The organism is Novosphingobium sp. B 225 (genome assembly GCF_002198665.1).
Taxonomy (GTDB): domain Bacteria; phylum Pseudomonadota; class Alphaproteobacteria; order Sphingomonadales; family Sphingomonadaceae; genus Novosphingobium.
This window is the reverse complement of record NZ_MWLM01000021.1, coordinates 15,001-26,878: the sequence shown is the minus strand read 5'-3', so window position 1 is coordinate 26,878 and position 11,878 is coordinate 15,001. Positions and strand designations below refer to the sequence as shown.

13 protein-coding genes (1 of these 13 cut by a window edge) are annotated in these 11,878 nt (G+C 64.7%); 6 read left to right on the top strand and 7 right to left on the bottom strand.

Going from position 1 to position 11,878, the window contains the following annotated elements:
* Positions 1–85 precede the first annotated feature (85 nt).
* Both MNBBLIKP_RS02335 and MNBBLIKP_RS02330 read right to left on the bottom strand, forming a co-directional pair.
* Positions 86–586: a YceD family protein gene (locus MNBBLIKP_RS02335; protein WP_088307072.1), complete on the bottom strand. Its 501-nt coding sequence runs from the start codon at positions 584–586 to the stop codon at positions 86–88.
* A complete protein-coding gene (locus MNBBLIKP_RS02330; RefSeq protein ID WP_088307076.1) occupies positions 583–1,098 on the bottom strand; it encodes a ubiquinol-cytochrome C chaperone family protein in 516 nt (171 codons plus the stop codon). The genes MNBBLIKP_RS02335 and MNBBLIKP_RS02330 overlap by 4 nt, the downstream gene beginning before the upstream one ends.
* Before the next feature lie 77 nt (positions 1,099–1,175).
* Here MNBBLIKP_RS02330 and MNBBLIKP_RS02325 point away from each other — a divergent pair, with 77 nt between their 5' ends.
* From MNBBLIKP_RS02325 to MNBBLIKP_RS02305, 5 genes are all read left to right on the top strand, one after another.
* A complete protein-coding gene (locus MNBBLIKP_RS02325) occupies positions 1,176–1,739 on the top strand; it encodes an outer membrane protein assembly factor BamE (RefSeq protein WP_369678905.1) in 564 nt (187 codons plus the stop codon).
* Positions 1,740–1,854: 115 nt separating this feature from the next.
* Complete coding sequence (gene hslV, locus MNBBLIKP_RS02320; protein WP_088307068.1) at positions 1,855–2,412, top strand: ATP-dependent protease subunit HslV; 558 nt, start codon at positions 1,855–1,857, stop codon at positions 2,410–2,412.
* Between the two features lie 128 nt (positions 2,413–2,540).
* Positions 2,541–3,842, top strand: coding sequence for an ATP-dependent protease ATPase subunit HslU (gene hslU / locus MNBBLIKP_RS02315; protein ID WP_088307066.1), 1,302 nt, complete (start codon positions 2,541–2,543; stop codon positions 3,840–3,842).
* Positions 3,843–3,894: 52 nt separating this feature from the next.
* Complete coding sequence (locus MNBBLIKP_RS02310) at positions 3,895–4,293, top strand: GFA family protein (RefSeq protein WP_088307064.1); 399 nt, start codon at positions 3,895–3,897, stop codon at positions 4,291–4,293.
* Positions 4,294–4,328: 35 nt separating this feature from the next.
* The gene (locus MNBBLIKP_RS02305; protein WP_088307062.1) at positions 4,329–4,529 is read left to right on the top strand and encodes a DUF1737 domain-containing protein; all 201 of its coding nucleotides are present in this window, start codon (positions 4,329–4,331) and stop codon (positions 4,527–4,529) included.
* Here MNBBLIKP_RS02305 and MNBBLIKP_RS02300 read toward each other — a convergent pair.
* From MNBBLIKP_RS02300 to MNBBLIKP_RS02285, 4 genes are all read right to left on the bottom strand, one after another.
* Positions 4,487–5,314: a sterol desaturase family protein gene (locus MNBBLIKP_RS02300; RefSeq protein ID WP_176399621.1), complete on the bottom strand. Its 828-nt coding sequence runs from the start codon at positions 5,312–5,314 to the stop codon at positions 4,487–4,489. The two genes, MNBBLIKP_RS02305 and MNBBLIKP_RS02300, sit on opposite strands and share 43 nt — an antisense overlap.
* A 76-nt stretch (positions 5,315–5,390) precedes the next feature.
* Positions 5,391–6,440, bottom strand: a complete 1,050-nt coding sequence (locus MNBBLIKP_RS02295) for an AraC family transcriptional regulator (protein WP_088307058.1) — start codon at positions 6,438–6,440, stop codon at positions 5,391–5,393.
* Positions 6,437–8,263, bottom strand: coding sequence for an ABCB family ABC transporter ATP-binding protein/permease (locus MNBBLIKP_RS02290; protein ID WP_088307056.1), 1,827 nt, complete (start codon positions 8,261–8,263; stop codon positions 6,437–6,439). The genes MNBBLIKP_RS02295 and MNBBLIKP_RS02290 overlap by 4 nt, the downstream gene beginning before the upstream one ends.
* Positions 8,264–8,303: 40 nt before the next feature.
* Positions 8,304–9,209 (bottom strand): retropepsin-like aspartic protease, encoded by a 906-nt coding sequence (locus MNBBLIKP_RS02285; protein WP_088307054.1) that lies wholly within the window; start codon positions 9,207–9,209, stop codon positions 8,304–8,306.
* 126 nt (positions 9,210–9,335) lie between these two features.
* Here MNBBLIKP_RS02285 and MNBBLIKP_RS02280 point away from each other — a divergent pair, with 126 nt between their 5' ends.
* Positions 9,336–10,259, top strand: a complete 924-nt coding sequence (locus tag MNBBLIKP_RS02280) for a hypothetical protein (protein WP_088307052.1) — start codon at positions 9,336–9,338, stop codon at positions 10,257–10,259.
* 154 nt (positions 10,260–10,413) lie between these two features.
* On the opposite strand, the gene MNBBLIKP_RS02275 is transcribed toward MNBBLIKP_RS02280, so the two are convergent.
* On the bottom strand, positions 10,414–11,878 hold the 3' portion of the coding sequence (locus MNBBLIKP_RS02275; RefSeq protein WP_088307050.1) for a lipopolysaccharide biosynthesis protein. The gene runs 5 nt beyond the window's last position; 1,465 of the gene's 1,470 nt are visible here — the last part of the coding sequence; its start codon lies beyond the right edge, outside the window; its stop codon occupies positions 10,414–10,416.

Here is an 11,878-nt window from a genome sequence, read left to right as displayed (position 1 = left end):
GCTGGAACCAGGGCGGCGGCGCACCCAGCGGCGGCGGCGGGTTCGCCGACGATCTGGACGATGATATCCCGTTCTGAGCGGGGCTTTACTCCTTCAGCAACCCCTTGAGCGCGGCAAACGGGCCGCTTGCACTGGGATCGAGCAGCCCGGCCTTGAGCCGCGCGGCTTCGGCGTTCGGGCCTACGGCAAAAGGATCGATCCCCAGCGCCAGGCCCTGCGCCAGCGCTTCGCCCAGGTCGAACTGGGTGCCGTGGTATTCGATCTCGTCCAGATCTTCGGCTTCCAGCTCCACTTCGCCGCCCTTGGCCGGACCGGCGGGAACGAAGCGCAAGTCGATCGCTTCGTCGATCCGCGCCGGCAGGTCCTCGCCCGATACGGCACAGCTTTGCACTATGTCGGCGCGCAGGCGGCCCTTGGCGGATACCTTTGGCCCAGTGCCGATCAGTTCAATCACTGCGGTCAGCGCGCCGACCGAAACCAGATCGAAGCGCTGCGCCAGCGCCGCGCATTCCTCGGGCGTGGCGCTCAGTTCCGCTTTGGCGCCCGGCAAGTGGCGGACATCGAACAGGCGGCTGAACTCGCTCATGCCAGGTCCCCCGCCATGACTGCGTCCGCTGACTTAGCGGCCAGCCGCGCGGCGATTGCGCGCAGTTCGGCGGCCAGCAGCGCCGGATCGGCTCCGTCCAGCATGGTGACATTGCGTTCGATCATGGCCACCAGCTTTTGATCGTCCGCCTCACCCAGCGCCTCGCGCAGCGCGCCAAGCCGCCCGCCCAGCACCATCATCTGCTTGCCGATGTGCTTGCCGACCACCAGATCGCCGACCCCGCTTTCGCGCAGCTGTCCGTCCATGTCGGTCACGAACAGTTCGGTCAGCCGGCCGGTATGCGGGGCGATCGTTTCATCACCTTCCATCCGCAGCAGCACCAGCGAGAGCATCAGCGTGATCGCATCGAACCGCCCGGCCACGTTGTCTGCCACGCCGCACCTGGCATAAAGCTGCTTGTCGCGGGCGCGGGCAACCACCGCGTGCCACAGCGGGCGGACGTGGGCATTGTCATCCCCGCGCGGTCCGAACAGGCGGGCGAAAAGCCCCATCGCATGCATTCCTTCCATTCAGCCGCGATTAAACCCGCGGTGGGCACTTCGCCCAAATTCATTGCCAGCGGCCAGCCATGGCCTTAAGGCTCGGCGCGATAGTTTACACCGCGCAGGGCCGCAATGGCCAGAGGAGTGCAGTCGAGATGCGGAATGCGGGACCGAAGCTGAAAGTGGCCGTGCTGGGCGCCGCCGTGGTGCTGGCGCTGGGCGGCTGCGCTTCGATCAAGGATCACCGTGGCTATATCGTCGATCAGGCGCTGCTCGATTCGGTCCAGCCGGGGATCGACAATCGCGATTCGGTGGAACGCACCCTGGGCCGCCCGACTTTCATTTCGGAATTCGGCCGCAAGGACTGGTTCTATATCTCGCAGAACACCAAGCAGGCGGCCTTCACCCGCCCGCGCGCGAACGAACAGCTGATCCTGCGGGTCCGCTTTGATGACCAGGGCAATGTCGCCGGGATCGACCGGGCGGGCCTTGAAAAGGTCGCGCGGCTGGACCCCGATGGCAACAAGACCCCCACGCTGGGCCGCGAACGCACCTTTATTGAGGATCTGTTCGGCAATATCGGCACGGTTGGCACCGGCGCAGGCGGCCCTGGCGGCGGCGGCGCAGGCGGCGGTCCGAACGGAAGCTGATCCACGCGTTGATCGCGCTTCGCTGAAACGAAGCGCTCATGGGCCGGGGTTGCTTCCGCCGTGGGGCGGCGGGGACAAGCTTGAACCCCGCGCAGGCGTTGCCATATAGCGGGGCATGAACACTTCTTCTGACAGCCACGGCCTGATCCAGTGGCATGGCACCACCATCATCGGCGTCAAGCTGAACGGCAAGACCGTGATCGCTGGCGATGGCCAGGTTTCCATGGGCAACACCGTGATGAAGCCCAATGCGCGCAAAGTGCGGCGGCTGGGCGATGGCTCGGTGATCGCCGGGTTCGCCGGAGCGACAGCGGATGCCTTCACCCTGTTCGAGCGGCTGGAAAAGAAGCTTGAGCAACATCGCGGCCAGCTGATGCGCGCGGCGGTGGAGCTGGCCAAGGACTGGCGCACCGACAAGTATCTGCGCAATCTGGAAGCCCTGATGATCGTGGCTGACAAGGACGTGCTGCTGATCCTGACCGGCAACGGGGACGTGCTGGAACCAGAAGAAGGGATCGCCGCGATCGGTTCTGGCGGGAACTATGCCCTGTCCGCCGCCAAGGCGCTGGTTGAATACGAACAGGACCCCGAAAAGATCGCCCGCCGCGCCATGGCGGTCGCCGCCGAAGTCTGCGTGTTCACCAATGACCGCGTGACGGTGGAAACAATTTAGCCCTCTCCCCTGAAGGGGAGAGGGTTGGGAGAGGGGGAGTGCGCGCCCCCCTCTCAACTTCGACTAGCCTGCTGCGCAGCCAAGTCTTCGTATCTCTCCCCTGAAGGGGAGAGAGCCCAAGGAATGATATGACTGACAACCTTACTCCCAAAGCGATCGTCGCGGCGCTGGACCTTCACATCATCGGTCAGGCCGATGCCAAAAAGGCCGTGGCCGTCGCCCTGCGCAATCGCTGGCGGCGGCAGCGGCTTTCGCCCGAGCTGCGCGACGAGGTGACGCCCAAGAACATCCTGATGATCGGGCCGACCGGCTGCGGCAAGACCGAGATCAGCCGCCGCCTGGCCAAACTGGCCGACGCGCCGTTCGTCAAGGTCGAGGCGACCAAGTTCACCGAGGTCGGCTATGTCGGCCGCGATGTCGAACAGATCGCGCGCGATCTGGTTGAAGAAGCGATCCGGCTGGAAAAGGATCGCCGCCGCGGCGCGGTGCGCGATGCAGCGGAAAGTGCGGCGATGGACCGGCTGCTGAAAGCGCTGGTCGGCGATGGGGCCAGCGAAGCGACCCGCGAAAGTTTCCGCCAGCGCATCGCGCAAAAGGCGATGGACAGCGTCGAGGTGGAGATCGAGGTCGAGGATGCTCCGGGCATGGGAATGGACATTCCCGGGATGCCCGGCGGCGTTGGCATGATCAATCTGAGTGAAATGATGTCCAAGGCAATGGGCAAGCAGAACCTCAAGCGGCGCAAGCTGAAAGTGCCCGACGCCTGGACCAAGCTGATCGACGAAGAGAGCGAAAAGCGGATGGATCAGGACGACGTTGCCCGCGTCGCGCTGGCCAACGCCGAAACCAACGGGATCGTGTTTCTGGACGAGATCGACAAGATCGCGGTTTCGGATGTGCGCGGCGGTTCGGTCAGCCGCGAAGGGGTGCAGCGCGATCTGCTGCCCCTGATCGAGGGTACCACCGTTGCCACCAAGTATGGCCCGATGAAGACCGACCACGTGCTGTTCATCGCCAGCGGTGCGTTCCACGTGGCCAAGCCCAGCGACATGCTGCCCGAACTGCAGGGCCGCCTGCCGATCCGGGTCGAGCTGAAGGCGCTGAGCGAGGAAGACTTCGTCCGCATCCTCAGCGAAACCCGCGCCAATCTGGTCGCGCAGTACAAGGCGCTGCTGGGGACCGAGCAGGTCACGCTGGAAATCACCCCCGAAGCCGTGCGCGAAATCGCGCGGATCGCGGCCCAGGTCAACGAAGCGGTCGAAAACATCGGCGCGCGGCGGCTGCAGACGGTGATGGAGCGGCTGCTGGAAGAACTCAGCTTTGAAGCCGAAGACCGCGCCGGAGAAACGGTGACGGTGGATGAGGCCTATGTCCGGGATCGGCTGGCCGGATTGGCGAAGGACACCGACCTGTCGAAGTATATCTTGTAAGAGCAATTATGTTCACATAATGTTCTGTCCCGAATCGAACGGGAGAGTGAGGATGAAGCGGACCGGTGGGTGCCATTGCGGCGCCGTGCGTTATGCGGTTGAGGGGGAACCCCGGCATGTCGCGCTGTGCCATTGCCGCGATTGCCGCAGAAGCGCCGGAGCGCCAATGGTCAGCTGGGCGGCCTTTGCTGAAGACGCTTTCACGCTTGAAAAGGGCGAATTGGTTACATTCAATTCGTCGGGCACGGCGCTGCGCAGCTTCTGTCCGAAATGCGGTTCAGGTATCGCCTATCGCAACGCCGAATATCTGCCCGGCATTGTCGATATCCAGTCGGCCACATTTGACGATCCAGCAGCGTTTCCGCCGGGCGCGCATATCCAGGTGGCAGAACGGATCGACTGGATGCGATCCGCACACGACTTACCTGAATTTGAGCGCTTTCCGGGATGATTGAGGTTTTGCGTAAAGCCTCCTAGAATCGGGCGATGCAGACCCCCGATGACCGCCCGATCTACCGCCTGCTCACCGGCAAGGACGACCGCGCCTTTTGCGAGCGGGTGTCCGAGGCGCTGGAGCAGGGGTGGCGGCTCTATGGTTCACCCTCGATCGCCTGGGATGAAGAAGGCGGCTGCATGAAGGCTGCTCAGGCAGTGGTCTGGCATGAGGCGGATGTGGTCAAAGGCTGATCTGCCACTGCGCGCGCGCCGGTGACCCGGTCAAACGTCGCGACATAATCGGGATGCTCGGTCCCCATCAGCTTGTCCCACCAGGTGAAATAGAACCCGTAATTGTGGTTGTAGCTGGAGCCATGGTGCATGTCGTGGTGGGTGGTGGTTGAAATCCACTTGAGCAGCGGATGGCCCGCCCAGCCGCGCGGATGCAGTTCCAGCCCGGCATGGCCCATGGCGTTGCGCAGGATCATCAGGGCCAGGAACGTGAACACCACCGGGTTCGGCGTCGGCACCAATGCCAGCCAGACCGGCATGAACAGAAAGCTGACCGCGGCTTCCGGAATGGCAAAGCTGTAGGCGGTCCAGGCGGTGGGGGTAATCGTCAGATGGTGAAAGCGGTGAAAGCTGCGGTATAGCGCGGGCAAATGCATCGCGCGGTGGGTCCAATAGAACCAGCTATCGTGCGCCAGCAGGATCGCGGCCAGATAGAGCGTGTAGCTGAGCGGGGTCAGCGTGCCCGACCACTGGTGCAGATAGCCATGCTGAAACGCCCAGACCATCGGCATCGCCAGCACGGTAAAGACCAGCACCGTGCGCACCGAGGCGCTGAATTCGCGGGTGAAGTCAGCGCGGCTGGCGCGGCGGCGCTGGATCTTGCGCGCGGCCCAGCTGGTCCGGCTGAGCAGCCAGACGGCGGCGGCAATCAGCCCGGCGCCGATCAGATAACGGCCCATGTCGAACATGAACGAATGCAGGAAATCGGCCTGAACCACTTCGAGCAGGCTGGGCGGGGTATTCATCAGGTGTTCTCCCGGATTGGTATGCCCCATGCCTGCCAGAACCGCAGGTCAGTGGCTCTGCCGGGATCAAATCCGGCTAGCCGATTTCGGAATCGGCCAGTGCCCTGGCGCGGTATTCGCTGGGGGTCGCACCTTCGGCTTCGCGGAAGGCGCGGTTGAACGGGCCAAGCGAGCCAAACCCGGCATCGAGCGCGATGGTCAGAATCGGAACCTCGCGCTGGGCCGGGTCGGCCAGTGCCTGCTTCACTTCCGCCAGCCGCCACGAATTGAGGAACTGCGCGAAATTGCGGTGCCCCAGCCCCTGATTGATCGTGCGGCGCAGGCGGTATTCCTGCTCCCCCAGCCGCGCGGCAAGCGCGGCGATCGACAGGCCTTCATCGCGGTGGGGCTTTTCGCGTTCCATGAGTTGGTGCAGCCGTTCGGCCAGCGCTGCGTCCTGCGGCAATGGCTGGCGCTGGCCGGGGCGGGCGCTCGCGCCGAACATGTCGGCTTGCCGCACACCAAACATTGCTGCGCAGAACCCCAATGTGCTGAAAGCGGTGCTGGCCCCGATCAGCGACATGATCACACGCGGCGCGCCGCCGCCATAAACCAGCGGTTCGGCAAAGGTGATCGCCACGACATAAAGCCCGACCGTGACCACCATCCAGAAGCGGACCCGCCGACGTCCCTCGATCAGATCGCCCTCGCGCCCGCGCCAGGCATGCCACAGCCCGGCCCCGGCAAAGCCCAGCATGGCCAGACGGAACAGCGCAGACGAGATCAGATTGACAGGACCGCCAGCAGCAAAGGACAGCTGCATCACCAGGGAATTGGCCGCAGCCAGCAGCACCAAAGCCAGATCGCGGCGCGCGAGCGCGTTCAGATCTTCGAACCAGGTCTTGGCGAACAGCCAGAACAGCCCGGGGGTTGATCCGGCCGCCAGCGAAAACAGCAGACCTTCAGGACTGGGCGTTTCGGACCAGCCAGAAGTCACGAACACATAGCTGGCAATCGCCACGTTCATCGCAATCGCGCAGCGCGCCGCCAATTGCGCCCGGCTGTCACGCCACAGCAGCCAGGACCACAGCGCCAGCAGCGCCAGCGTTCCGCCGCGTGCCAGCAGTTCCAGTTCGTGCGCGCTCATTCGGCCGCCTCTGTGGCTTCCTCGATGGCTTCGGCCTGGCGGGCCCACATTTCGGCGTAGAGCCCGTCGCGGCGCAGCAATTCGGTGTGGGTGCCGCTTTCGGCCAGCTGGCCCTGATCCAGCACGAAGATCCGGTCGGCATCGGCAATGGTCGAAAGCCGGTGCGCGATTGACAGGCTGGTGCGCCCTTCGGCAACCGAATGCAGCGTGGCGAGGATGTCCTGCTCGGTCCGGGTATCCAGCGCGCTGGTCGCTTCATCCAGCAGCAGGATCGGCGGGTTCTTGACCAGGGTGCGGGCAATCGCGACCCGCTGCTTTTCCCCACCTGACAGTTTCAGCCCGCGTTCGCCGACTTCGGTATCAAAGCCCTGCGGCAGGCGGCCGATCAGGTCCATCAGCGCCGCGCCGCGCGCCGCGGCTTCGACATCGGCAGGCCCGGCATCGCCCCGGCCATAGGCGATGTTGTAGCCGATGGTATCGTTGAACAGCACCGAATCCTGCGGGACGATCCCCAGCGCGGCGCGCAGGCTTTGCTGGGTCACGCCGCGAATGTCCTGCCCGTCGATCAGGATCCGGCCCGACCACGGGTCATAGAACCGGAACACCAGCCGCGCGATCGTGCTTTTGCCCGCACCGCTTGGGCCGACCACGGCGACCTGTGATCCGGCGGGGACTTCGAACGACAGCCCGTTCAGGATGGTGCGGTCGGGCTCGTACCCGAACACCACATTGTCGAACACGAGCGCCGGACGGCGGTTGACCAGCAGCGCCGGGGCGGCGGGGGCATCGCGCACCTCGATCTCGGTATCCATCAGGTTGAACATCGCGGCCATATCGATCAGCCCCTGGCGGATCGTGCGGTAAACCATGCCCAGCATGTCGAGCGGGCGGAACAGCTGGGTCAGATAGGTCTGGACGAAGACCAGATCGCCCACGGTATATTCACCCCTGGACCAGCCCCACACGGTATAGGCCATCGCGCCGGCCATCAGCAGGTTGGTGATCAGCGCCTGCGCGACGTTGAGCAGCCCCAGGCTGTTCTCGCTCTTGATCGCGGCATCGGCATAGGCGCGGGTGGCCTGGGCATAGCGCGCTTCCTCGCGCTTTTCGGCGGCGAAGTATTTGACGGTTTCATAGTTGAGCAGCGAATCGACCGCGCGGCCCAGTGCTTGCCCATCCAGCCGGTTCATCTGTTCGCGCAGCGCCGTGCGCCATTCGGTGATCCAGCGGGTGACATAGATATAGGCCACCACTGCCAGCGCGGTCGCCGCCACCAGGCCCCAGCCGAAATGCAGCTGAAAGATCACCGCCACCGCGGTCAGCTCGATCACGGTCGGGGCGATGTTGAACAGCATGAAATAGAGCATCACGTCGATGCTCTTGGTCCCGCGTTCGATCACCTTGGTCACCTCGCCGGTGCGGCGGGCGAGGTGGAAGCGCAGCGACAGGCGGTGCAGGCGGGCGAACACGTCTTCGGCCAGCTGGCGGGTCGCTTCCTGACCGACGCGTTCGAACACGATGTTGCGCAGGTTGTCGAACAGGACCCCGGCGAACCGCCCCAGGGCAAAGGCCATGACCAGCGCGAAGGCCAGCTGGAAGGCGGCGGGGCTGGACCCGGCACCCATGGCATCGATCGCGCGCTTGTAGGCAAACGGCAGCGCCAGGGTGACCGCCTTGGCCGCCAGCACCAGCAGCACCGCGCCCACGATGTTCCAGCGCAGCGCCGGGCGGTCACTGGGCCACAGGTAGGGCAGGAAGCGGCGCAGCGTGCCCCAGCCATCGTGGCGGGCATCACTGGCGGCGGCGGGCAGGTCTGGGCGCATCGGCCCTATCTAGGCCTGCGGGGAGGAAAGGGAAGGGGAACTAACGCGCGGCCCTGGGCAGATCGAACAGGATCTTGCGCGTGGCGAAATCGATCGCGACCCGGTCAAAGCTGCGCAGATCGCGCATCCCCAGCAGCAGCGCGGGCTTCTTCTTCAGGCCCAGCGCTTCAAAGGCCGGCGCCTCGGCAAAGGCGATCCAGACGTTGTTGAGCTGCATGTCCTGGATCCGCAGCTCCCGGCCGAACCCGATCTGCGCCTCGATCGATTGCCCGGTCACACTGTTCAGCGTGGTAGTGCCATGGTTGCCGCGCCGCGCCATCGCCTTGTGGAGCGCGATGTTGCCGATCGAGGTTTCCGCCCCGGTATCGATCACCACTGCGGTATGGACCCCGTCGATCACCGCGTCGGTCATGATCAACTGCCCGGACATGCGCCTGGCCGTCACGACGATTTCATAGCCCGAATTGCCGCCCAGTGTCTTGGCATCGTTGATCGCGATCAGCCCCTTGCGGAAATCCATCAGCACCCGCTGATCCTGCAAGCTGTCGAGCCCGATGATCCCGTCCGCGCCGATATGTTCCCCCTGCAGCAGCGGAGCGAGCAGGCCGTAATAGGAGCGGCGACCCAGATCGATCTGATCGATGTCAACCGTATCGACCATTTCGCTGCCGGCCACACCCACCAGCTTCGCGCGCCGGTTGGGAACCAATGCCAGCTTGCCGGCCAGGGCAGTCGAAATCACGGTGTTCTGCGCGCCGGTATCGATCAGGAACTGGAACGGCCCCTGATCCAGCACCCGCACCGGCACGGTCATCCGGTCATGCCCGTCCTTGCGCATCGCCACCACATCGGTCTGGCTGGCTTGCGGGCCGCCATCCTGCGCGGTCAGCATTGGAAACGCGGCGAGCAGCGGGATCAGCGGGGCGAACAGCTGTTGTATCGGCATGGTGACCTCTCCTCAGGCGGGTCAGCATATACCACAGTAAGGCGCACCGCCATGCCGCCGAACGGACCGGCAAGGCGGCTGGTCGGCATTTGCCTTTGCTTAATCGCCTGCTGCTATGCGTGAACCATGTTCATGCTGCACCACAAGATCGAGCGCAAACTGCGCGAGGCCCAGTTCCAGCGCGATGCCCGCGCCGTGCTGGAAACTCCGGCGATCCGGGCCGCCGACGACGGACTGGTGCTGTTCTCGATGATCGGGACCAAAGTGCTGCTGCCCTATCTGGTCGCGGTCAAATCGCTCCACGCGCAATTGCAGCGCGGCCGGGTGGTGATTCTTGACGATGGCAGCCTGACCGGCGGCGACAAGGCCGTGCTGGCGCGGCACCTCGATAATCCCCGCATCATCCCGATTGCTTCGGTCGATACCGGTCCCTGTCCGGTCGGGGGAACCTGGGAACGGCTGCTGACGATCCTTGATCTGCGGCGCGACAATTATGTGATCCAGCTCGATTCCGATACGGTCACGCTTGGCCCGGTGGGAGAGATTGCCGGGGCAATCGCAGCGGGACACAGCTTTACCCTGCGCGGCGGGGTGGACGGTGAAATATTGCCGCTGCCAGAAGTTTCGGCGCGGGCACGGGCCAGCGCCGGGGCCGGACCGGTCCATGTCCAGTCGGCGATCGAGCAGGCGATGGAACAGATGGCTATCCCGGGCCGTGATGCGCTGCACTATGCGCGCGGCTGCTCGGGCTTTGCCGGATTTGCACCGGGCGGCGAAGGCCGCGCTTTGGCGGAGGCCTTCTCGGCCGAAGCCGACCGCCTGCTGGGCCGGACCAAATGGTCCGAATGGGGCAGCGAACAGGTGACGTCGAACTTCGTTATCGCGAATGAGCCCGATGCGCTGCTGCTGCCTTATGACCGTTATCTCAATTACTGGGATGAGCCGGTGGCCGCGTCAGTGCCGTTCGTGCACTTCGTTGGCACCCACCGCTTTACCCGCGGGGCTTATGCGCAGGCCGCGCGGCGGGTGATTGCAGCGCTGGGGCGCTAGCCAGTGTCTTGATTAGACCGAAGCTCCCCTCCCCAGTGGGGAGGGGCTGGGGGTGGGGGTTCTCTGCTATCGAGAGGACAGACCCCCCATCCCAACCCTTCCCCCAAGGGGAAGGGCTATTCGGTTCAAACTAAACAGGACATACTCTAAAGACCTACTTCTTCCTGACCAGCGCCCAGGCTTCGGCCAGGCGTTCGCGTGCGAAGCCCAGCAGCCACAGGCCATAGGTCGCCCCGCCGGCCGCCACCAGCACCAGCAGGCGTGCTGCGGGGTGCAGGCCGTGCGCGGCCTGATCCACCAGCGTAACCACCATGGCCATGGCGCTGCCCGCCAGCACGGTGGGCAGCAATGACTGGCCCAGCCGGGCCATGGTGACGCCCAGCACGGGCATGGCCCACAGCGCGGTGACAAAGGTGATGATCGGATAGCCCAGCAGCCACCCGGCCGCGATGCCCTCTGCGCCGCCCCAGCGCACCCCCAGATAGAAAGCCAGCGGCATGACGATCGATCCCAGCACCGCACTGCGCGTGGCGATGCCCGGCCGCCCGACCGCATTGGTGGCAGGTGCAAACAGCACGTGCAGCGTCATGAACGGCATGGTCAGCGCCAGCAGCCGGACGACCGGCGCGGCGGGCAGCCACTTTTCGCCCAGCATCACCTGAATCGCCGGTTCTGCCACCGCGGCAAGGCCCAGGCAGAACGGGATCGACAGCAGCATGATCGCCCGGACCTTGGTCAGGAACCCTTCTGCCAGCGCAGCGCGATCATCCTGCATCCGGGCATAGGCAGAAAAGGCCACTTCGTTCAGCGGCGGGACCACCTTGTTGACGAAGATCTGCGCCAGAAACAGGCTGGTGGTATAAAAGCCCAGCTCGTGCGCCGGCAGCATCCGTCCGGCAATGATGATGTCGGCCTGGGTCTGGAGGAACCAGAACACCTGCCCGGCCATCACGATCCCGCCGTAATCGGCCAAAGCGCGGCTGCCCCGGAAATTGAAACTGGGCCACATCCAGGCGCGCGCCACGGTCATCATCCCCAGCGCGCGGGTGACGAAGCCGGTCAGCGGCGCGACGATCAGGGTCCAGACGCCCAGCCCGGCCATGGCGCCCGCCAGCGCGACCAGCGCAGACAGGATCGCCGATCCGACATTGACTTGCGCCTGTTTGCGAAAGTCCATCTCGCGCGAAAGGACGGCATAGCCCAGCGCCAGAAACGGGTTGGTCAGATAGATCAGCGCCTGAACCTGCAGCAGCGCGGTAACCTGGGGCTGTTGATAGTAAGCCGCCACCAGCGGGGCGGTCAGGAATTGCACCGCCGCCAGGGCACCGTTGACCACAATCAGCAGCCCGAACAGTTGCCGCAACTGGGTTTTGCCGCCCGCACGGTCCTGGATTGCGGCATTGGCAAAGCCATAGCCGTTGAGCAGGCCCAGCAGCACCAGCACCACCGATGTCATCGCGAACAGCCCGTAATCGGCCGGAGCCAGAATGCGGATAACCAGAAAGGTAGAAGCCCAGCTGAGCAGCTGGCTGAACACTTGTGTCCCCGAACGCCAGATCACGGCGCTGCGGACCTGACTGCGCAAGCTGGCGTCGGGCGCGGCAGCCTCGCTCAATGTG